Annotated in this window: 20 protein-coding genes; 5 read left to right on the top strand and 15 right to left on the bottom strand. The window is 71.8% G+C overall.

Annotated features, from left to right (window positions below):
• Positions 1-42: 42 nt before the first annotated feature.
• From IE277_RS11940 to IE277_RS11900, 9 genes are all read right to left on the bottom strand, one after another.
• Positions 43-807 carry a hypothetical protein gene (locus IE277_RS11940; RefSeq protein WP_189951398.1) on the bottom strand — a complete coding sequence of 255 codons (765 nt, stop codon included), beginning with the start codon at positions 805-807 and terminating at the stop codon, positions 43-45.
• Positions 797-1,384 carry an RNA polymerase sigma factor gene (locus IE277_RS11935; protein WP_189951396.1) on the bottom strand — a complete coding sequence of 196 codons (588 nt, stop codon included), beginning with the start codon at positions 1,382-1,384 and terminating at the stop codon, positions 797-799. Before IE277_RS11935 ends, IE277_RS11940 begins: the two co-directional genes overlap by 11 nt.
• 170 nt (positions 1,385-1,554) lie before the next feature.
• Entirely contained in the window at positions 1,555-2,100 is a 546-nt protein-coding gene (locus IE277_RS11930) for an arginine repressor (protein WP_189951394.1), read from the bottom strand.
• A gap of 7 nt (positions 2,101-2,107) precedes the next feature.
• Complete coding sequence (locus IE277_RS11925) at positions 2,108-3,313, bottom strand: acetylornithine transaminase (protein WP_189951392.1); 1,206 nt, start codon at positions 3,311-3,313, stop codon at positions 2,108-2,110.
• Positions 3,310-4,212: an acetylglutamate kinase gene (argB, locus tag IE277_RS11920; protein WP_189951390.1), complete on the bottom strand. Its 903-nt coding sequence runs from the start codon at positions 4,210-4,212 to the stop codon at positions 3,310-3,312. Before argB ends, IE277_RS11925 begins: the two co-directional genes overlap by 4 nt.
• Positions 4,209-5,387 carry a bifunctional glutamate N-acetyltransferase/amino-acid acetyltransferase ArgJ gene (gene argJ / locus IE277_RS11915; RefSeq protein WP_189951388.1) on the bottom strand — a complete coding sequence of 393 codons (1,179 nt, stop codon included), beginning with the start codon at positions 5,385-5,387 and terminating at the stop codon, positions 4,209-4,211. Before argJ ends, argB begins: the two co-directional genes overlap by 4 nt.
• Entirely contained in the window at positions 5,384-6,412 is a 1,029-nt protein-coding gene (gene argC, locus IE277_RS11910) for an N-acetyl-gamma-glutamyl-phosphate reductase (RefSeq protein ID WP_189951386.1), read from the bottom strand. The genes argJ and argC overlap by 4 nt, the downstream gene beginning before the upstream one ends.
• Positions 6,413-6,468: 56 nt before the next feature.
• Positions 6,469-6,840, bottom strand: a complete 372-nt coding sequence (locus tag IE277_RS11905) for a GtrA family protein (RefSeq protein ID WP_189951384.1) — start codon at positions 6,838-6,840, stop codon at positions 6,469-6,471.
• Between the two features lie 76 nt (positions 6,841-6,916).
• Positions 6,917-9,397: an alpha-L-arabinofuranosidase family protein gene (locus IE277_RS11900; RefSeq protein WP_189951382.1), complete on the bottom strand. Its 2,481-nt coding sequence runs from the start codon at positions 9,395-9,397 to the stop codon at positions 6,917-6,919.
• Between the two features lie 163 nt (positions 9,398-9,560).
• Here IE277_RS11900 and IE277_RS11895 point away from each other — a divergent pair, with 163 nt between their 5' ends.
• Complete coding sequence (locus tag IE277_RS11895) at positions 9,561-10,037, top strand: DUF6314 family protein (protein ID WP_189951380.1); 477 nt, start codon at positions 9,561-9,563, stop codon at positions 10,035-10,037.
• On the opposite strand, the gene IE277_RS11890 is transcribed toward IE277_RS11895, so the two are convergent.
• Both IE277_RS11890 and IE277_RS11885 read right to left on the bottom strand, forming a co-directional pair.
• Positions 10,019-10,612 carry a histidine phosphatase family protein gene (locus IE277_RS11890; RefSeq protein ID WP_189951378.1) on the bottom strand — a complete coding sequence of 198 codons (594 nt, stop codon included), beginning with the start codon at positions 10,610-10,612 and terminating at the stop codon, positions 10,019-10,021. The genes IE277_RS11895 and IE277_RS11890 overlap by 19 nt on opposite strands.
• Positions 10,613-10,780: 168 nt before the next feature.
• Positions 10,781-12,244, bottom strand: coding sequence for an aminotransferase-like domain-containing protein (locus IE277_RS11885; protein ID WP_189951376.1), 1,464 nt, complete (start codon positions 12,242-12,244; stop codon positions 10,781-10,783).
• Here IE277_RS11885 and IE277_RS11880 point away from each other — a divergent pair.
• Together IE277_RS11880 and IE277_RS11875 are read left to right on the top strand one after the other, a co-directional pair.
• On the top strand, positions 12,243-13,154 hold the full coding sequence (locus IE277_RS11880) for a DMT family transporter (RefSeq protein WP_189951373.1): 912 nt from the start codon (positions 12,243-12,245) through the stop codon (positions 13,152-13,154). The genes IE277_RS11885 and IE277_RS11880 overlap by 2 nt on opposite strands.
• A 19-nt stretch (positions 13,155-13,173) precedes the next feature.
• Complete coding sequence (locus IE277_RS11875; protein WP_189951371.1) at positions 13,174-13,401, top strand: DUF1918 domain-containing protein; 228 nt, start codon at positions 13,174-13,176, stop codon at positions 13,399-13,401.
• On the opposite strand, the gene IE277_RS11870 is transcribed toward IE277_RS11875, so the two are convergent.
• Complete coding sequence (locus IE277_RS11870; RefSeq protein ID WP_189951369.1) at positions 13,371-14,597, bottom strand: glycoside hydrolase family 10-like protein; 1,227 nt, start codon at positions 14,595-14,597, stop codon at positions 13,371-13,373. The genes IE277_RS11875 and IE277_RS11870 overlap by 31 nt on opposite strands.
• 170 nt (positions 14,598-14,767) lie before the next feature.
• Here IE277_RS11870 and IE277_RS11865 point away from each other — a divergent pair, with 170 nt between their 5' ends.
• Both IE277_RS11865 and IE277_RS11860 read left to right on the top strand, forming a co-directional pair.
• Complete coding sequence (locus IE277_RS11865; protein WP_189951367.1) at positions 14,768-15,643, top strand: 3-hydroxybutyryl-CoA dehydrogenase; 876 nt, start codon at positions 14,768-14,770, stop codon at positions 15,641-15,643.
• A 193-nt stretch (positions 15,644-15,836) separates the two neighbouring features.
• Complete coding sequence (locus tag IE277_RS11860) at positions 15,837-16,094, top strand: hypothetical protein (RefSeq protein ID WP_189951365.1); 258 nt, start codon at positions 15,837-15,839, stop codon at positions 16,092-16,094.
• On the opposite strand, the gene IE277_RS11855 is transcribed toward IE277_RS11860, so the two are convergent.
• From IE277_RS11855 to IE277_RS11845, 3 genes are all read right to left on the bottom strand, one after another.
• Positions 16,091-16,618, bottom strand: a complete 528-nt coding sequence (locus IE277_RS11855; protein ID WP_189951363.1) for an NUDIX hydrolase — start codon at positions 16,616-16,618, stop codon at positions 16,091-16,093. The two genes, IE277_RS11860 and IE277_RS11855, sit on opposite strands and share 4 nt — an antisense overlap.
• Before the next feature lie 65 nt (positions 16,619-16,683).
• The gene (locus IE277_RS11850) at positions 16,684-18,024 is read right to left on the bottom strand and encodes an NsdA family TPR-like regulatory protein (RefSeq protein ID WP_189951361.1); all 1,341 of its coding nucleotides are present in this window, start codon (positions 18,022-18,024) and stop codon (positions 16,684-16,686) included.
• 213 nt (positions 18,025-18,237) lie between these two features.
• Positions 18,238-19,311 (bottom strand): PP2C family protein-serine/threonine phosphatase, encoded by a 1,074-nt coding sequence (locus IE277_RS11845; protein WP_189951360.1) that lies wholly within the window; start codon positions 19,309-19,311, stop codon positions 18,238-18,240.
• Positions 19,312-19,532: the final 221 nt, after the last annotated feature.

The following is a 19,532-nucleotide window of genomic DNA, read 5'->3' as shown; positions in this document are numbered from 1 at the left end:
CGTTCACCCGGCCGGTCCACTCGACCGTTTCACTCGGCCGGTTCACTTCTCCGGCTCCACGACCTGCCCCTTCTGCAGATGGGCCGTGGCGAGGACCGTGCCGTCGGGCATGGTCAGCCGGGCGCCGGAGAGGGTCGAGAGATCGCCGGGAGCGGCCACGCCCCACTCGCCGCGTCCGCCGTTCAGGGTGAAGTCGCCGACCCGCACGATCCTGCCGTCGGCGTGTTCGAGCAGGCAGGTGACCTTGCCGGTGTACGAGGCGTGCGGACCGGTGAGGCCGACGGACACGAAGATCCAGCCGGGGGTTCCGGGGTGGGCGTAGACCTCGCCGACGGTCTCGCCGCCCACGGTCGAGGTCATGTCCCCGACCAGCATGAGCTCCGACTCGGCGGCCGGCGCGGACGAGGCGAGGACCTCCTCGACCGCCGTGCCGATCCCCCAGCCGGCGAAGCCGACGGCGACGGTGAGCGCGGTGGCGACGGCCGCGAGCCGCAGCCGGGCCCGCCGGGCGCGCCCGCGCAGGTGCCGGAAGGCCCGGTCGGCGGCGCCGGCGGGGGCCTCGTGCGCCGGCGCCTGCCGGGCCGGCAGGCGTGCCGCCCGGGTCTCGAACCCGGGGGGCGGCTCGCGCTCCGGCAGCAGGCCGATCAGCCGGTCGCCGACCAGGGTGAGTTGGCGGACGTACTCCCGGCAGTTCGCGCACCGGTCCAGATGGGCGACCGCCTCGGCGCGCTCGCGGCCGGGCAGCACACCCAGCGCCAGCTCGGCGCCGATCTCCCGCAGCCTGCCGCAGTTCATGTCACCGGACATGGTCGCCTCGCTTCGGAGACGCGAGTGTGGTGCGCAGTTTCGCCATGGCGGCCCTGATCCGCGTCTTGGCGGTGCCGAGCGGGATCCGCTCCGCGTCGGCGATCTGCTGGGCCGTCATTCCGTAGATGCCCGCCATCACCAGGGCCCGCGCCTGTTCCCGGGGCAGCCGGGCCACGGCGGCCCGCAGCTGGGCGGCGGTCTCGTCGGCCAGTGCCCACTGCTCGGGGGTCTCGGTCACGACGCCGATGACAGCGTCGAGGTCCTCGGGCGCCATCGGCTCGGTCCGCCGCGCCCGGACGGCGTCGACGGCGAGGTTGTGCGCGATGGTCGTCAGCCAGGTGGTGACCGAGCCGCGGCGCGAGTCGTAGATCTGGGCGTGCCGCCACGCCCGCTCGAACGTCGACTGGGCGACGTCCTCGGCGAGTTGTTCATCCCCGGTGACGGCCATGGCGACCCCGAAGACCCGGCGCTGGAACCTTCGTACGAAGACGACCGCGAGTTCCGGATCACCGGTGGCCAGCCCGGACAGCAGAGCCTCGTCCGGGAGACGGTCCACGGGGGACCGGAAACCCGACACACCTCTGTATACGGACGACGGCCGCCAGGGGATTGCCCGCCCACCTGCCCGCCCGCCGCGGAAGATCACATTCCCATTCTCCGCCGCCGGGCGGGCCGCCGCATGCGGGCTCGGCGCCCGTTCGCCGTGCTCAGCGCCTGTTCCGCGGGCTCAGTGTCCGCTCTGCGCGCTCAGTGTCCGTTCTGCGCCAGTCGCAGCATGTGGTCCGCGAGGGCCTGTCCGCCGGTCGGATTGCGGCTGATCAGCATCAGGGTGTCGTCACCGGCGATGGTGCCGAGGATGTCGTGCAGTTCGGCCTGGTCGATGGCCGAGGCCAGGAACTGGGCCGCCCCCGGCGGGGTGCGCAGGACCACGAGGTTCGCGGAGGCCTCCGCGGAGATCAGCAGCTCCTGGGAGAGCCGCCGCATCCGCTCCTCCTTCGCCGACTCCCCGAGCGGCGCGCGGGGGGTGCGGAAGCCGCCCTCGCTCGGCACCGCGTAGATCAGCTCGCCGTCGGTGTTGCGGATCTTCACCGCGTTCAGCTCGTCGAGGTCCCGGGAGAGCGTCGCCTGGGTGACGTTCAGCCCGTCGTCGGCGAGCAGCTTCGCCAGCTGGCTCTGCGAGCGCACCGCCTGCCGGTTGAGGATGTCCACGATCCGCCGGTGCCGCGCGGTACGGGTCTGCGGCACGGCGGGTCCGGCCCCCGCCGCCTGCTCGTGGTCCTGCGCCTGGCTCATCGTCGTCTCATTCTCCGGATCGTCCGTCCCCATTCACTGGGTTCGCCGCGTCGAGGATGCCGGGCAGTGCCTGGAGGAAGGCACCCACCTCGTCGTCGTGGAGGTTCAGCGGCGGCATCAGCCGTACGACGTCCGGGGCGGGCGCGTTCACCAGGAACCCGGCCTCCTGGGCCGCCTGCTGCACCTGCGGTGCGTGGGGCCCGGTGAGCACGATACCCAGGAGCAGGCCGGCACCTCGTACAAAATCGATCAACGGGTGGCCCAGCCCCTCGATTCCCTCGCGGAGCTTCTCGCCCTGCCGCTTGACGTTCTCCAGCAGTCCCTCGGCCGCGATGGTGTCGAGGACGGCGAGTCCGGCGGCGCAGGCGACCGGGTTGCCGCCGAAGGTGGTGCCGTGCTGGCCGGGCCGGAGCAGTTCGGCGGCCCGGCCGAAGGCCACGGTGGCGCCGAGCGGCAGTCCGCCGCCGAGCTGCTTGGCGAGGGTGACGACATCGGGGAGCACCCCCTCGTGGGCCTGGTACTCGAACCAGGTCCCGGTGCGGCCGATGCCGGTCTGCACCTCGTCCAGGACCAGCAGCGCGCCGGTGGCGGCGGTGATCGCGCGGGCGGCCTTCAGATAGCCGGCCGGGGGCACCACCACCCCGTTCTCGCCCTGGACCGGCTCGATGACCACCAGGGCGGTCTCCTCGGTGACCGCCGCGGCGAGCGCCTGCGCGTCGCCGTAGGGCACATGGGTGACGTCCGCGGGCAGCGGCCTGAACGGGTCCTGCTTGGCGGGCTGGCCGGTGAGCGCGAGGGCGCCCATCGTACGGCCGTGGAAACCGCCGTCGGTGGCGACCATGTGGGTGCGCCCGGTGAGCCGGCCGATCTTGAAGGCGGCCTCGTTGGCCTCGGCGCCGGAGTTGCAGAAGAAGACCCTGCCCTCGCGGCCGAAGAGCGTCAGGAGCCGTTCGGCGAGGGCGACGGTGGGCTCGGCCATGAAGAAGTTGGAGACGTGGCCGAGCTGCCCGATCTGCCGGCTGACGGCCTCGACGATCGCGGGGTGGGCGTGGCCGAGGGCGTTGGTGGCGATGCCGCCGACGAAGTCGTGGTACTCGCGGCCCTCGGCGTCCCACACCTTCACACCCGCGCCGCGCACGAGGGGCAGGCGCGGGGTGCCGTAGTTGTGCATGAGCGCGCCCTGCCAGCGCTGGGTCAGTTCCTGGTTGCTCATGACTCCCCCTGTTCGTCGGGCACGACCATGGTGCCGATGCCTTCGTCGGTGAAGATCTCCAGCAGGATCGAGTGCTGGACCCGGCCGTCGATGACGCGGGCGGTCGTCACACCGCCGCGTACGGCGTGCAGACAGCCCTCCATCTTCGGCACCATGCCGGAACTCAACTCCGGCAGCAGCTTCTCCAGTTGGGAAGCGGTGAGCCGGCTGATCACCTCGTCGGAGTTCGGCCAGTCCTCGTAGAGGCCCTCGACGTCGGTGAGGACCATGAGTGTTTCGGCGCCCAGTGCAGCAGCGAGTGCCGCAGCCGCCGTATCAGCATTGACGTTGTAGACATGTCCGTCGTCCTGACTACGGGCGATCGAGGAGACGACCGGGATACGGCCGTCGGCGAGCAGGGCCTCGATGGCGCCCGTGTCGATCTCGGTGATCTCGCCGACCCGGCCGATGTCGATCCGTTCGCCGTCGATCTCGGGCTGGTGCCGGGTGGCGGTGATGGTGTGGGCGTCCTCGCCGGTCAGGCCGACGGCGAGCGGCCCGTGCTGGTTGAGCAGGCCGACCAGTTCGCGCTGCACCTGTCCGGCGAGGACCATCCGGACGACGTCCATGGCCTCCTCCGTGGTGACGCGCAGGCCCGCCTTGAACTCGCTGACGATGCCGTGCCGGTCGAGGGCGGCGCTGATCTGCGGGCCGCCGCCGTGCACGACGACCGGCTTGAGGCCGGCGTGCCGCAGGAAGACGACGTCCTGGGCGAAGGCGGCCTTCAGCTCCTCGTTCACCATCGCATTGCCGCCGAACTTGATGACGACGATCTTGCCGTGGTGCCGGGTCAGCCAGGGCAGTGCCTCGATGAGGATCTGGGCCTTGGGCAGTGCGGTGTGCTTACGCGTGGTGCTCATGACGAGTAGGCGCTGTTCTCGTGGACGTAGTCGGCGGTGAGGTCGTTGGTCCAGATCGTGGCGGTCTCGGTGCCCGCGGCCAGGTCGGCGACGATGTGCACCTCGCGGTAGCGCATGTCGACCAGGTCGCGGTCCTCGCCGACGGAGCCGTTCTTGCACACCCAGACGCCGTTGATGGCGACGTTCAGCTGGTCCGGCTCGAAGGCGGCGCCGGTCGTGCCGATCGCGGAGAGCACACGGCCCCAGTTGGGGTCCTCGCCGTGGATGGCGCACTTGAGGAGGTTGTTGCGGGCGATGGACCGGCCCACCTGCACGGCGTCCTGCTCGCTCGCCGCGTTGACCACCTCGACCCTGATGTCCTTGCTGGCGCCCTCGGCGTCCCGGATCAGCTGCTGGCCGAGGTCGTCACAGACGGCCCGTACGGCCTCGGCGAACTCCTCGTACCCGGGGGTGACGCCACTGGCGCCGGAGGCGAGCAGCAGCACGGTGTCGTTGGTGGACATGCAGCCGTCGGAGTCGACGCGGTCGAAGGTGACCCTGGTCGCGGCGCGCAGGGCCCGGTCCAGCACCCCGCTGTCGAGGTCGGCGTCGGTGGTGAGGACGACCAGCATGGTGGCGAGGCCGGGCGCGAGCATACCGGCGCCCTTGGCCATGCCGCCGACGGTCCAGCCGTCCCTCGTCACGACGCAGGTCTTGTGGACGGTGTCGGTGGTCTTGATGGCGATGGCGGCCTTCTCGCCGCCGTGCGGGCTGAGCTGGGCCACCGCCCGGTCCACGCCGGGCAGCAGCTTGTCCATCGGCAGCAGCACACCGATCAGACCGGTGGAGCAGACGGCGACATGGCCGGGGGCATGGCCGCCGGTCCCATCGTGACCTGCGGTGTTGAGCGACTCGGCGACCTTTTCGGCGGTGGCGTGGGTGTCCTGGAAGCCCTTGGGGCCCGTGCAGGCGTTGGCGCCGCCGGAGTTCAGGACGACGGCGGTCAGCTCGCCGCCCCCCAGGACCTGCTCGGACCACAGCACCGGCGCGGCCTTCACACGGTTGGAGGTGAAGACGCCCGCGGCGGCACGGCGGGGCCCGTCGTTGACCACGAGGGCCAGGTCCGGGTTGCCGTTCTCCTTGATCCCGGCGGCGATCCCCGCCGCCGTGAATCCCTTGGCTGCCGTGACACTCACGGTGCGACTCCGATCGTGGAAAGCCCGGTCGTCTCGTCGAGACCCAGGGCGATGTTCATGCTCTGGACGGCACCGCCGGCGGTGCCCTTGGTCAGGTTGTCGATGGCGCTGATCGCGATGATGCGGCCCACGGCCTCGTCGTACGCGACCTGCACCTGAACAGCGTTGGAACCGTGGACGGACGCCGTCGCGGGCCACTGGCCCTCGGGGAGCAGACGGACGAAGGGCTCGTCGGCGTAGGCCTTCTGGTAGGCGGCGCGGACGGTCTCGGCGGTGACGCCGTCCTTCGCCTTCGCGCTGCACGTGGCGAGGATCCCGCGCGGCATCGGCGCGAGCGTCGGCGTGAAGGAGACCGCGACCCGCTCCCCGGCCGCCCCGCTGAGGTTCTGGATCATCTCGGGGGTGTGCCGGTGGCCGCCGCCGACGCCGTACGGCGACATCGAGCCCATGACCTCGCTGCCGAGCAGATGCGGCTTGGGTGCCTTGCCGGCGCCGGAGGTGCCGGACGCGGCGACGATCACCGCCTCGGGCTCGGCGAGGCGGGCCGCGTAGGCGGGGAACAGGGCGAGGGTGACGGCGGTGGGGTAGCAGCCGGGCACCGCGATCCGCCGGGACCCCGTGAGCCGGGCGCGGGCGCCCGGAAGCTCGGGGAGGCCGTAGGGCCAGGTGCCGGCGTGCGCGGAGCCGTAGAAACGCGCCCAGTCGGCCGGGTCCTTCAGCCGGAAGTCGGCGCCCATGTCGATCACCAGGACGTCCGGTCCGAGCTGCTCGGCGACGGCGGCGGACTGACCGTGCGGCAGCGCCAGGAAGACCACGTCGTGCCCGGCGAGCGCCTCGGCCGTGGTCTCGGCCAGCACCCGGTCCGCCAGCGGCGGGAGATGCGGCTGCAGCCCGCCGAGGCGCTGGCCGGCGTTGGAGTTCCCGGTCAGGGCACCGATCTCGACCTCGGGGTGCGCGAGGAGCAGCCGCAGGACCTCTCCGCCCGCGTATCCGCTCGCTCCGGCCACCGCCGCACGTACCGCCATGTCCATCCTCCTCTAGATGGCATGACTATACGTAGCGTTGCAGTTTTATGCAACGACTATGCGGCCGGCCTGGGAAGCATCACCCAGCGGGACACGACGAAGGTGACGGGGATCGCCGCCGCCGAGGCGAGCAGCGGGGCGAAGCGGCTGCCGGCGTGCAGGACGTCCACGATCACATACACGCCGGCCGTGGTGATCAGGAAGTTGCTGACGTTGGTCAGGGGGAACAACAGGAATTTCCGCCAGGTGGGCCGGACCCGGTAGGTGAAGCGCGCGTTCAGGAAGAAGGAGCCGACCATGCTGAGCGCAAAGGCGAGAACGTGCGCGGCCAGATAGGGCAGCCGGGTGAGGAACAGCAGGTAGAGACCGTAGTACACGGCCGTGTTGACGCCGCCGACCAGGACGAAGCCGGCTATCTGTCTCGACATCGGGGGTTGACTCACGTCGTAGTAGATGCATCCGGCACGCTCCCCGTTGACTCACCCGGGCCCCAGTCCCCCGGCACTAGCCCTGTCCGACCCTCAGGAACGTGATCGAGTTCGCCGGGAAGGTGTAGGTGAAGTTCCTGGTGACCCCGGTGAGGGTGGACGTCTGTGGTGCGACCGCCGTCGACGTCTCGGTGTTCACCGCGTCCGGTGCGGCGGTGAGCGTGGTGACCCGGGCGCGGGAGGAGACCCGGGACGTGCCGAGGTCGATCGCCGTGCGGGCCGCCGAGGACTGGTCGTTGACGACCTTGACGATCAGCTCACCGGTCTTCGTGTCCCGCGTCACGACCTGGCGGAAGGGCTCGGCGGGCTTGTCGTCGGTGAAGCTGCCCCACTGCTGCCCGTCGAGCAGAAGGGTGACCTGGCGGCCGCGCACCTTGATGTCGATGTCGTAGGCGCGCCCGGTCTCGACGCTGCCCGGCTTGTCGATCAGTGTGGACTTGCCGCCGTCCACGGCCTGTTCGACGGCCGTCCGGGTGTTGTTCCAGCCGCCGATGTTCCACCAGTAGTAGCTGCCGGTGTCCTTGACGCCGAAGGCGACGAGGAAGCCTTCCTTGCCGGACTTCTTGGCGGCCTTCACATGCAGGTCGTAGTCGTGCCAGGACGGGGCGCCGGCCTGGACCATGGTGTTCTCGGCGGCCGTGTCCGTCTGCACGTACTGCCCGTCCTGGACCGTCCAGCTCCCGCCGCCCGTGTGCGTCCACCGCGAGGCGTCGCCGGAGAAGTCGTCGCTCAGCAGCGTCGCCCCGTCGGCGCCGGTCACCGTGACGTCGTCGTAGGCCGCGCTGGTCGCCCAGGTGGAGAGGCCGACGGCGCCGGAGAGGGGACCCTGGGCGGACGGCGTGCCGGTGGCCGTCGACGGCACCACCCGGTCGCCGGTGTTGTTCATGAACAGCTTCTGGACCTCGTAGTTGGCCGAGCCCCAGGAGGCGTGGTTGTTGAACCACACCAGGTCGGGGCGCCACTGCACCGAGTCCTCGGCGGCGAACAGCGGGGCGTAGGAGGCGAGCTCGACCACGTCGGCATTGCGCTCCAGGCCGGTCATGTAGGCGGCCTCGGCGAGACCGTTCTTGAAGGCGTTGCCCTGGGAGGCGTACTCGCCGACGAAGACCTTGGGGCCGGAGCGGTCGTAGGAGTCGTAGCGGTCGTTGTTCTGCAGGAACCACTGCGGGCTTTTGTAGTAGTGCTCGTCGACCAGGTCGACCTCGGCGTCCTTGTTGAGTTTCCAGGCGGTGTCGAAGGTCGTGCCGCTCGCGTCCGGGCCCGCGTTGGAGATGACCCGCATGTACGGGTACTTCGCCTGGATCGCCGCGCGGAACCGGGTGAAGCGGGCGAAGAACTCGTTCGGCAGGTTCTCCTCGTTGCCGACCTCGATGTGGGTGAGGTCGAAGGGCCTGGGGTGGCCCATCCCGGCCCGCACCCTGCCCCACTTCGAGGTCGCCGTGCCGTTGGCGAACTCGATGAGGTCCAGAGTGTCCTGGATGTGCCGCTGGAGCAGGGCGGGGTCGTCGACGGCCTTGTTCTGGCCGCAGCCGGTCACCAGGGCCGGTACGACGGGCAGCGGCATGGCGCCGGTGTCCTCGGCGAGGCGGAAGTACTCGTAGTAGCCGAGGCCGTAACTCTGGTTGTAGCCCCAGAAGTTGGCGTTGGTGGCGCGGGTCTCGACCGGGCCTATGGTGTCCTTCCACTGGTAGGCGCGCTTGCGCTGCCAGCCGGAGGCCGCGCTGTAGTCCTGCATGGAACCGGTGTTGACCAGACAGCCGCCGGGGAAGCGGACGAAGCCGGGGTGCAGGGCGGCGATCTTCTCGGCGAGGTCCTTGCGCAGCCCGTTGGGCTCGTGCTTGTAGGTGTCGCGCGGGAAGAGGGAGACCATGTCGAGGGCGGCCGCGGCGCCGGAGGCGACGGTGAGCCGGCCGGTGGCGCTGGTGCGGGAGGCGGTGAAGGCGGCCCGGTACCGGGCCCAGCCGCTCTTCGTCACCGCGATCCGCCGGGCGGTCGCCAGCGTGCCGCCGGAGTCCCGCAGGGTGACGGTGAGCGTGGTGCCGGCGTCGGCGCGGGCCCACACCGAGAAGTCGTACGTCTCGCCGTCCCGGACGGCGATGCCGGTGTCGTAGCCGGAGTTGGTGACCGACGAACCGGCGCCCAGGGACAGGTAGTCACGGTTACGGTCGTTCAGCCGGCCGGAGTCGTTCACGACCTGCGCGCCGCCCGAGACGGTCCAGGCGGTCAGCGGGGTGTACGACGCGTTGTCGTCGGCCGAGTACTCGAAGGACCGGTTCTGCACCAGCTCGGCGTACAGGCCGCCGTCGGCCGCGCGGTTGATGTCCTCGAAGAAGACGCCGTACATGCTCTTGCCGATCGCGGGGCCGCGGGTCGAGGGGTCGACGGTGATCGAGTAGTCCGTGACGTCCTCGGCGTGAGCGGGGGCGGGGAGAGCGGCCGTCGCGAGCAGGACGGCGCCCGCTCCCAGGCCGAGTCGCAGGCGGGCGGTGCGTGACATGGATACTCCGCGGCTCTGAGGTGTCCGAGGGACAGCCTGTTCGACATAGCGGTTTCGAAGCTGGTTCGAAATATCAGACAGCGGTCAGCACTTCGAACGCACGGTAAGAGAACGGGTATGAACACGTCAATGGGGCCGCCGGTGCGACCCGTAAGCTCGACACATGGATGTGCAGCCGGACCGGCAGCTGGATGCGCGGCCGCGGCACTGGCCGGTCGCCGATGTGCTGGCGTATCTGGCCGGGAGCTGGCGCGTCGAGCGGAGCGTGCGGGATCTCGCGAGCGGGGACACCGGAACCTTCTCGGGGCTGACCCGCTTCGGACCGCTGGCGGACGGCGGGCTGCTGCACGAGGAGTCCGGGGACTTCACCTGGCAGGGCGTGACCCGGCCCGCCACCCGGACGCTGCGGTTTCTGCCGGGGCCCGGCGCGGGCACGGCGGACGTGCGGTTCGCGGACGGGCGGCCCTTCCACGAGCTGGACCTCACCTCGGGGCGGTACGTCACCGGTCACCCCTGCGCCGCCGATCTCTACCGGGGCGAGTTCACCGTCCAGGACGCCGGCCGCTGGCGCACGGTCTGGCGGGTCGGCGGCCCGGCGAAGGATCTGCTGCTGACCACGGACTACGAGCGCGCGGACTGACCGGTGACGCCGTCCAGCCGGAGGTTCCAGCGGCCCGCGCGGCCGGTGACCGTGCACACGGACAGCGGACGCACATCGATGTTCCAGTAGGTCGAGGGCGGCGCCTTCAGGGCGTAGACCAGGGCCGCGCGGATCACGGCGGGCTCCGCGACGGCGACGATCCGGCCGCCGTCCTCCACCGGGCGGGTGTCCAGCCAGCCGCCGACCCGGGAGATGAAGGCCAGCAGGGACTCCCCGCCGTGCGGGGTGGAGCGCGGGTCGGCGAGCCAGGCGTCCACCGCGTCCGGCTCGCGGGCCATCGCCTCCCCCAGGGTCAGTCCGCGCCAGCGGCCCATGGCGCAGTCCCGCAGCGCCGGCTGTACCAGCGGGGCATACCCCAGCGCGTCGCCGGTGGCCCGGCTGCGCGGGGTCGGCGAGCAGTAGCGCAGCTCGGCGGCCGCCAGCGGCAGCAGGTCCCCGGCGGCGCGCTGCACCTCGTCCCAGCCGGCCTGGTCCAGCGGCCGGTCGTCCTCGAAGCGCTCGGCGAGCAGCGGGGCGCTGCGCGCGGCGGCGACGAACGTCACCCTCAGTTGCATGCGGTGATGGTGTGCCGCGGGTGAGGGCAGGTCAAGGGGTGACCGCTGTTAGCTACGGCGGGTGAGCGGCCGCTTACATCGGGCCGCCCCGGACGCGCTGCCCCAGAGCGCCTCGTCGCTCCCTAGCGCACCTCGTCGCCGGCCCTGGTGCACCTCGTCGCGCAGGCCCTAGAGCACCTCGTCGCAGGCCGTCCGCAGTCGGCGGACACCCTCCGTGATCTCGCCGGTGCCGGCGACCGCGGCGAAGCTCAGGCGCAGCTGGGCGGCGGGGGGTTCGGCGCTGAAGTAGGGGCGGCCGGGGGTGACGGCGACGCCCGCACGCAGGGCGGCCGCGACGAGCGCGGACTCTCCCCCGGAGCCGAACGCCCGGGAGGCGCCACCCGCGCCGTCGGGCAGGCGCAGCCAGAGGTGATAGCCGCCGGAGGGGACCTGCGGCAGGGCGAGTTCGGGCAGGTGTGCGGCGAGCGCGGCCGTCAGGGCGTCCCGGCGGGTCCTCAACTCCTCGGACAGGGCCCGCAGATGGCGGGGCCAGGCCGGGGAGCCGACCAGTTCCAGGGCGGCCTCCTGCAACGGACGGGGCACGAAGAAGCTGTCCACGACCTGGATGGCGCGCAGGCGTTCCAGTACCGGGCCGCGCGCGGCCAGTGCGCACACCCGGAAGCTGGGCGAGGTCGCCTTGGTCAGCGAGCCGACGTACACGACCACGCCGTCCGGGTCGTCGGCCGCCAGCGGGCGGGGCAGCGGACCCGCGTCGGCGTGTGCCAGACGGCGGACGAAGTCGTCCTCGACGACGAACGCGCCGGCCTCGCGGGCGATCCGCAGCACCTCGGCGCGCCGCTCGGCCGCCAGCACGGCACCGGTCGGGTTCTGGAACAGGGGCTGGCAGACGAACACCCGGGCGCCGCTGGCCCGGAAGGCGTCGGCGAGCAGTTCGGGGCGTACGCCGTCGGCATCGACGGGCACCGGCACCGGGCGCAGTCCGGCGGCGCGGGCGAGGGCCAGCATGCCGGGGTAGGTCGGTGACTCCACGAGGACCGCGGCGCCGGGCGGGGCGAGTGCCCGCAGGGCGGTGGCCAGGGCCGCCTGGCCACCCGCCGCGATCAGCACCTCGGCCGCCGTGACGGCGCCGCCGATCCCGCGCGCGAACCATTCGCGCAGCTCCGGCAGTCCCTCCAGCGGCGGTCTCCCCCAGGCGCCCGGCCGCCGCCCGGCCCGCGCCAGGGCCGCCGCCAGGGCCCGCTCCGGCTGCAGGCAGGGATGCAGATAGCCGCCGCTGAACTCCAGCACGCCGGGCGGCGGCGCGGCCAGCGAGACGGTGACCCCGGAGGCGTCCACCGTGCGCGGTACGAGGTCGGCGGCGCCGTCGGCGCTCAGCGCGACCTCCTGCCAGGAGGTGTCCCCGGCCGTGGGCCGCGTCGCGCGCGGCCGGGCCCGGAAGGCACCGGCGCCGGGCCGGGTGACCACCAGTCCCTCGGCGGCCAGCTGGGCGAGAGCGCGCGAGACGGTCACCGGACTCACCCGGAACCGCTCGACCAGCGCCCGGCTCGACGGGAGCTTTCCACCCGGGGAGTAGCGGTCGAGGTCCCGTCGGAGCCGCTCTGCCAGTTCGGCGACACTGCTACTCTGGTTCATGAGAGCACAGAGTAGCGCTACTGCACCGAGCCCGATAGCGGTCACCGCTCCCGGCGAGCGGCGCGGCCTCGGCACCGCACTGGCCGCCCTCGGCGTGGCCGCCTTCTCCCTGACCTTCCCGGCCACCGCCTGGGGCCTTCAGGGGTTCGGGCCCTGGTCACTGGTGGCTGTGCGCAGCGTCCTCGCCGCGCTCGTCGCGGGCGGCTGTCTGCTGGTGCTGCGGGTCGCGCCGCCCGAGCGCCGTCATCTGCCGGGGCTCGCCGTCGTCGCCGGCGGTGTCGTGCTCGGCTTCCCACTGCTGACCACGCTCGCGCTGCAGACCTCCACCACCGCACACGCCGCCGTCGTGGTGGGGCTGCTGCCGCTGACCACCGCCGTGCTGTCGGCGCTGCGCACCGGCAGCCGCCCCTCGCGCCGCTTCTGGCTGGCCTCGCTGGCGGGTGCCGCCGCCGTGGCCGCCTTCACCGCGACGCAGAGCGGTGGCGCGCTCACCGCCGCCGACGGCTTTCTGTTCGCGGCCCTGCTGGTGTGCGCGGCCGGCTACACCGAGGGCGGCCGACTGGCCCGGGTCATGCCCGGCTGGCAGGTGATCGCCTGGGCGCTGGTCATGTGTCTGCCGCTGAGCGTGCCCGCCGCCGCGGTGGCCCTGTCGTACGAGCCCGTGCACCTCGACCCGCACGGCGTCGCCGGAGTGCTCTGGGTGGCGCTGGGCTCGCAGTTCCTCGGCCTGGTCGTCTGGTACCGGGGGATGGCGGCGATCGGTGTTCCGCGGGCGAGCCAGTTGCAGTTGGCCCAGCCGCTGCTCACACTGGTGTGGTCGGCGCTGCTGCTGGGCGAGCACATCACGGCGGCCGCTCCCATGACCGCTGCCGCAGTGCTCGTGTGCATCGCCGTCACCCAGCGGTCGTGATCACGAGGAGGGCCTGCAGATGCGCGCATCCAAGGGCGACCGGCTTGTCCAGCACGGCAGGGTGGTCGGCCAACACGACCAGGTCACCGAAGTAGTCGAAGTACTGGGTACCGAGGGAAATCCGCCGTACCGCGTCCGGTTCGAGGACGGGCACGAGGCGATCATGTCCCCGGGACCCGACTGCCAGGTCAAGCACCGGAACGAGCAGATGACGGATCAGCGGGGCGGTTTCGCCGATCGCCCGTAGTGGTCGGCGATCACCCGTGACATCGCCCCGACAGGGTCGGCCGCCACGTCCTTGGCGGCGAAGAACACATGCCCGCGCACCTGCGGGTGCCGGGCCGCGAGGGTGAGGTGCCGGGACAGCTCGGCCGGGTCGTGCCAGGCCGCGGGCTGCCCGGCCGCCCCGGCCTTGTACAGGGCCTCGCCGACGTAGAGCTGTGTCCTGGTCCCCTGGGCGGCCGCCGCCCACCACTCGACGAGCTTCGCGTAGTCGGCGGTGGCGTAGCCGATGTTCCAGTACAGCTGAGGGACGATGTAGTCGATCCAGTGCCCCCGCACCCAGGCCCGGGTGTCCGCGTACAGATCGTCGTACGTCTGCACTCCCGCCCGGGTGTCCGAGCCGCGCGCGTCGCGTGAGGCGTTGCGCCACACCCCGAACGGGCTGATCCCGAACCGGGTGCCGGGCCGGACCCGCTTGACGGCGGCGGCCGTCTCCTTCACCAGCTTGTCGATGTTGTCCCGCCGCCACGCGGCCCGGTCGGCGAAGTCGCCGCCGTACCGGTCGTAGGCCTCGTCGTCGTCGAAGGTCTGCCCGGCGACCGGGTAGGGGTAGAAGTAGTCGTCGAAGTGGACACCGTCCAGGGGATACCTGGCGACCGCGTCGAGCATCGCCCGCTGGACGAAGGCGCGGACCTGGGGCAGACCGGGGTTGTAGTAGAGCTTTCCGCCGTAGCGCACCGCCCAGTCGGGGTGTTTGCGGGCCGGGTGCGAGGCGGCGAGCCGCCCGGGGTCGCCGTGCGTGGCGATCCGGTACGGATTGAACCAGGCGTGCAGGTGCAGGCCCCGGGCATGGGCCTCCTTCACCGCGGTGCCCAGCGGGTCCCAGCCGGGGCTGCGGCCCTGGGTGCCGGTGAGGTACTCGGACCACGGCTCGTGCGGGGACGGCCACAGGGCGTCGGCGGTGGGCCGCACCTGGAGGATCACCGTGTTGAGCCGGTCACGGTGGGCCTTGTCGAGGTGGGCGATCAGCTCCTTGCGCTGCGCGGCCGCCGAAAGGCCGCGCTTGGAGGGCCAGTCCCGGTTGGACACCGTGGCGAGCCACACACCCCGCATCTCGGCGTCGGCGCGCGGCCGTCCACCCGCTGCGGCCGCCGCGTCCGGGGCCGCCGCCAGCGTCGACAGCGCGGCCAGGGCGAAGGCCCGCCGTGACAGATGCCCCATCTGCACACCCCATACGCTCCGGATCCGCTCCATCACGGATCGTCTCGCGCCCCAGCTTGCCCCCACCCGGCCGATCGATCATCGATACTTGGCGGTAACGTGCACGATCGGAGCAGGCGCCGAACCCGGAGGTCCTGCCATCGAGCCGGAGAACCAGCGAAGGGGACGATGTGACAGGCTTCCCATCGGGAGATATCGCGCGCGTCGGAGTCGTGGGCTGCGGCCAGATGGGCGCGGGCATCGCCGAGGTGTGCGCCCGCGCGGGACTGGACGTGAAGGTCGCCGAGACCACCGGCGAGGCCCTGGAGATCGGCCGTACCCGGCTGCTCAGCTCCCTGGCCAAGGCCGCCGAGCGCGGCAAGATCAGCGAGGAGGAGCGGGCGGCCACGCAGGCGCGGCTGGGCTTCACCACGGACCTCGGCGAGTTCGCCGACCGTGACCTCGTGATCGAGGCCGTGGTGGAGAGCGAGGCGGTGAAGACGGAGATCTTCCAGGTGCTCGACCAGGTGGTGACCCGCCCGGACGCGATCCTCGCCTCCAACACCTCCTCGATCCCGCTGGTGAAGCTGGCGGTCGCCACCTCACGCCCGGACCATGTGGTCGGCATCCACTTCTTCAACCCGGCCCCGGTGCAGCAGCTGGTCGAGCTGATCCCGGCGCTCACCACCTCCGAGGGCACCCTCAGCCGCGCCCAGGTCTTCGCCGAGAAGGTGCTCGGCAAGCACGCCATCCGCGCCCAGGACCGCTCCGGTTTCGTGGTCAACGCGCTGCTGGTGCCCTATCTGCTCTCCGCGATCCGGATGTTCGAGTCGGGCATCGCGAGCCGCGAGGACATCGACAACGGCATGGAGATGGGCTGCGCCCACCCGATGGGCCCGCTGAAGCTGTCCGACCTGATCGGCCTGGACACCATCGTCTCCATCGCCAACTCGATGTACGCCGAGTACAAGGAGCCGCTGTACGCCGCTCCCCCGCTGCTGCAGCGCATGGTCGAGGCGGGCCGGCTGGGCCGGAAGACCGGCTCGGGCTTCTACACATACGGCTGACCACGCAGAGCCACGACGCCTGGGCCCGGCACCGCTCTCGGTGCCGGGCCCGTGCGTTTCACTCCCCGTGTGCGCGCCGGGCTCGCATATGCCCTTCGCACACGCTCCCCGTGCGCCTACCAGGCGGGTTGACTCTCCATGCCCATGCAACGGATGTGGAGGACCACATTCGGCCACAGAGAGGAATGAACCCGTGACCACCGACTCCGATCACTTCGTGGCCCACGAGGAACTCGCAGAGTTACGGCGCCGCCTCGACGTCGCCTACGCCCGCGTCGAGGGAGGGCTGGCCCTGCTCAGTCACCGCGCCAAGGAGACCGCCAAGGAAGTGGACGAGCTGAACTCCCGGATGATCACCCTGGAACACGCACGCTGGCCACTGCCCTCACTCGCCGCGCTCACGGCCCTCGGCGCCCTCGTCGTGACGGTCTGGCAGGCGCTGGCCCGCTAGAGCCTGAGGTGGTGCAGCAGGAGTAACGCGGCCGCCATGTTGGCGGCCGGGACCTCCCCACGAGCGATCATGTCGGGGACGAGTTTGAGGGGGACCCATTCCCGGCGGTCCGACTCGAAGTCGTCCACGGGATGCCCGATGTACTCGCCCCGGTCGGACCAGTAGATGTGGTGCCGGGCGTCGGTGAGACCGTTGGACGGCTCCACGGTCATGAGGTGGTGCAGGGGTCCCGGCCGCCATCCGGTCTCCTCCTCCAGTTCCCTGGCGGCCGCGCTCGCGATGTCCTCGCCGTCCTCCACGACGCCCGCGGCCAGTTCCCACCCCCAGCTGTCGGTGATGAAGCGGTGCCGCCACAGCAGCAGCACCTCGCCCGCGCCGTTGACCACGGTGGCCACGGCCACGGGCCGCAGCCGGATCAGGAAGTGGTCGAGGTGCCGGCCGTCCGGCAGCTCGACATCAGCGAGATTGACGCTGAACCAGCGATTTGCATACACAGTTTGTTCGTTCTGTTTCGTCCACTGCACGGTTCTGCCACCTTCCGCCGAGTAAGTGGCAATATCGCAGCAGGGACGGTGCACCCACAGTGGGCCTACAGCGGTACGCGCAGTGCCCCGTCGATGAGTTCGGCGGCCTCGGCGGTCCCGGCCGAGCCACAGCGCACCAGATGTTCGCGTACCGCGCGGAGTCTGTCGCGCAGCCGCTGGGACTCCATCCCGCGGGCCTGCTCGGCCATCTGCACGGCGGTGGCGACCGCGTTGTCCGCGTTGCCCTGGCGCAGCTCGATGGTGCTGAGCATGGCGAGCCGGTGCACCCGCCCCCGGTCATGGGCGGGGTTGTCGACCGCGGCCGCGGCGTGCTCCCGGGCGGCGGCCAGCTCGCCGAGGCTGAGCAGCGCCTCGGCCACCTGGACGTTGACCAGGCCCGGCTGGACATAGCCGGTCTCGTCGGGCTCGTAGCCGCGCCGGATCCGCTCGGCGGCCGTCTCCGCGCGCCGGATGCAGGACAGGGCGGCCCCGGAGTCGCCGAGGTGGGCGTACGCCTTGGCCTGCATCGCGTACAGGTCCGAGGCGAGCGCCGGGGTGATGTGCTTGCCGGCGGCCCGCAGCGCGGCCTCGGCGAAGGCGACGGCCTGCCGGTACTCCCGCATGAACAGCGACTGGTTGACCAGCAGTGCTATGACATACGCCCCAAGGCCCCGGTCCCCGCTGGCCTTCGCCAGTCGCAGCGCCTGGTGGAAGTAGCGCTGGGCCAGACCGTGGGCGTCGGAGTCGTACGCGCAGATGCCGGCGACGGCCACCAACCCGCCGGTCGCCCGGTGCAGTTGGCGTCCGGTGGCGTCGGTGTAGCTGCCGCGCAGCAGCGGCGCCGCCTCGGCGTTGAGGAAGCCGACGATCCGGGTGCGGGTCGCGATGCCGCCGGCCTTGCGGTACATCTGCTCGTAGTGCGTCCGCGCGGCCCGCAGCATCTCGATGTCGGCCGTGGTGACCCGGTGCCGGCCGCCGCGCGAGACATCGACGTCCTCCGGCGGGTTCTCCCACTCCCACACCGGCATGACGGCCGGGGTCCCGGTGACGGCGGGCGCGCCCAGCACATGCGGCCGCTGCTGTTCGTCGGAGCGCCACAGGGCGGTGGCCCGCTCCACGAAGCCGTTCAGCGAGCCGACGTGCGGGGTGCTGGGCTCGCCGGGTACGCCGAGGCCGATGTCGTCGAGGGTGACGGGGCGGTGCAGACGGCCGGCGAGCACCTCGCAGATCAGGTCCGGGACCTGGCCGCGCGGCCGCTGGCCCTTCAACCACCGTGCCACGGCGGTGTGTTCGTAACGGAGCGCGAGTCCCCGGCCGCGGCCGGCCTGGTTCACATGGGCGGCGAGACCGGCGTGCGAGATCCCCGCCTCGTCCAGGATCGCGTCGAGAAGAGTGTTGGGCTGCATGGGATGCCCCCCGAGTGGCCTGGTGCGGTTCAGCGTAGTGTGCCCGCCTTCACACGGGGTGTGAACGGAGTGCCCGCATCCGCTGCGTACGCACACTGTCGCGGAGAGTGGCGGTGCCGGTTCACTGGGAAACCTCGCAAGAGACTGGCCGAGCCACCGGCTCCCCCTCGAAAAGCGGTGGCTCGGCCAGGCGGGGGCGACAACGGGCCGCGGCTAGCGGCGCGTCGTCGGCTGCGGGTGCGATGTGGCTGGTCGCGCAGTTCCCCGCGCCCCTGGGCAGTTGCGCCCCTCCCTGCTTCGATCGTTCCGCAGGACCAGGAGCGCTATGTCGTCCGTGGGGCTGCCGGCCGTGTGGTGCAGCAGGGCCGTGAAGACCGTGCGCAGGACCGCCTGGGGCGACACGGACTGATCGCTGACGGCCTTGCGGAGCACCTCCGGCAGTGAGAAGAAACGGCCCCGGGCATCCCGGGCGTCCTCCACACCGTCGGTGAACAGGACCAAGGAGTCACCGCGCCGCAGTGGTCCGCAGGCGTGGGCCTCCAGCACCGACGGCAGCGGAAACGGACCCAGCGGCGGAAGCGGATCGACGCGCGTCAACGGCTCGACCCGTGCACCGCTGATCCGGTACGGCCACGGATGGCCGCAGTTGAGGGCGCGCAGCTCGCCGTCCCGGCCGATCTCCAGGAGGAGCACCGTGACGAACTCCTCGGCCACCGGGTGGTCGGGGTCCGTGCCGCCGTGGCACGGGTGCTCGGCGCGGGCCCGCTCGCGCAGATGCCGGGCGAGGGCGCGCTCCAGCCGGCGCAGGACGCCGCCGAGTTCGGGCTCGTCGTGGGCCGCCTCGCGGAAACTGCCGAGGACGGCGGCGACGGTGCCGAGGGCGGCCAGCCCGTGCCCGCGCACATCGCCCATCACCACCCGCACCCCGTGCTCGGTGGCGATCGCCTCGTACAGATCACCCCCGACGCAGGCGCCCCGGTCGGCGGACAGCTGGGCCGCGGCTATGTTCAGCCCGTCGAGGCGCGGCGGCAACGGCCGCAGTACGACGCTCTGCGCGGCCCGCGCCACCCGGCGGGCCTGGCGCAGCTCACACAGCAGCGCGCGGCGGACGTGGAAGATGAGCCCGGTGCCGACGGCGAGGAACACGGCGCTGGTGACGATGCGCGCCCCGAGCCCGTTCTGCTGGGCGAGCGGACAGCCGAACTTGTAGGCGACCGCCGCGGCGCCCCAGACGGTGGGCAGTACGGCTCCCCGTGCGGTGGGTGCCCGTGCCTTGATGCGGATCATGCCTCTGGTCCCCCATGGAGAAGTCCCTGACAGAGCAGACGGACCGACCCCGAAAGGCCGGTCCGATTCTGTCTACGCCATGGCCCGAGGAGACCGGATCGCCATGAGTTCCCACCCGATCGAGTGATCCTCCGTCGGTCAACTCGCATTTATGCAGCTCGCCGAAGGGGTGACCGGGCTTTCCCCGCATGGGGGCGGCCGGCCACGGAATGCCCGTGGCC

It is taken from the genome of Streptomyces alanosinicus (genome assembly GCF_014650595.1).
Lineage (GTDB): Bacteria > Actinomycetota > Actinomycetes > Streptomycetales > Streptomycetaceae > Streptomyces > Streptomyces alanosinicus.
This window is presented reverse-complemented; position numbering and strand designations above follow the sequence as displayed.

What these genes read in the sequence shown, in the direction of transcription:
- IE277_RS11925 (WP_189951392.1), bottom strand. Translation starts at nt 3,313, where the DNA reads ATGAGCAACCAGGAACTGACCCAGCGCTGGCAGGGCGCGCTCATGCAC.
- IE277_RS11905 (WP_189951384.1), bottom strand. Translation starts at nt 6,840, where the DNA reads ATGTCGAGACAGATAGCCGGCTTCGTCCTGGTCGGCGGCGTCAACACG.
- IE277_RS11850 (WP_189951361.1), bottom strand. Translation starts at nt 18,024, where the DNA reads ATGCAGCCCAACACTCTTCTCGACGCGATCCTGGACGAGGCGGGGATC.
- IE277_RS11885 (WP_189951376.1), bottom strand. Translation starts at nt 12,244, where the DNA reads ATGAACCAGAGTAGCAGTGTCGCCGAACTGGCAGAGCGGCTCCGACGG.
- IE277_RS11890 (WP_189951378.1), bottom strand. Translation starts at nt 10,612, where the DNA reads ATGCAACTGAGGGTGACGTTCGTCGCCGCCGCGCGCAGCGCCCCGCTG.
- IE277_RS11875 (WP_189951371.1), top strand. Translation starts at nt 13,174, where the DNA reads ATGCGCGCATCCAAGGGCGACCGGCTTGTCCAGCACGGCAGGGTGGTC.
- argC (WP_189951386.1), bottom strand. Translation starts at nt 6,412, where the DNA reads ATGGCGGTACGTGCGGCGGTGGCCGGAGCGAGCGGATACGCGGGCGGA.
- IE277_RS11900 (WP_189951382.1), bottom strand. Translation starts at nt 9,397, where the DNA reads ATGTCACGCACCGCCCGCCTGCGACTCGGCCTGGGAGCGGGCGCCGTC.
- IE277_RS11895 (WP_189951380.1), top strand. Translation starts at nt 9,561, where the DNA reads ATGGATGTGCAGCCGGACCGGCAGCTGGATGCGCGGCCGCGGCACTGG.
- IE277_RS11930 (WP_189951394.1), bottom strand. Translation starts at nt 2,100, where the DNA reads ATGAGCCAGGCGCAGGACCACGAGCAGGCGGCGGGGGCCGGACCCGCC.
- IE277_RS11870 (WP_189951369.1), bottom strand. Translation starts at nt 14,597, where the DNA reads ATGGGGCATCTGTCACGGCGGGCCTTCGCCCTGGCCGCGCTGTCGACG.
- argB (WP_189951390.1), bottom strand. Translation starts at nt 4,212, where the DNA reads ATGAGCACCACGCGTAAGCACACCGCACTGCCCAAGGCCCAGATCCTC.
- IE277_RS11880 (WP_189951373.1), top strand. Translation starts at nt 12,243, where the DNA reads ATGAGAGCACAGAGTAGCGCTACTGCACCGAGCCCGATAGCGGTCACC.
- IE277_RS11940 (WP_189951398.1), bottom strand. Translation starts at nt 807, where the DNA reads ATGTCCGGTGACATGAACTGCGGCAGGCTGCGGGAGATCGGCGCCGAG.
- IE277_RS11845 (WP_189951360.1), bottom strand. Translation starts at nt 19,311, where the DNA reads ATGATCCGCATCAAGGCACGGGCACCCACCGCACGGGGAGCCGTACTG.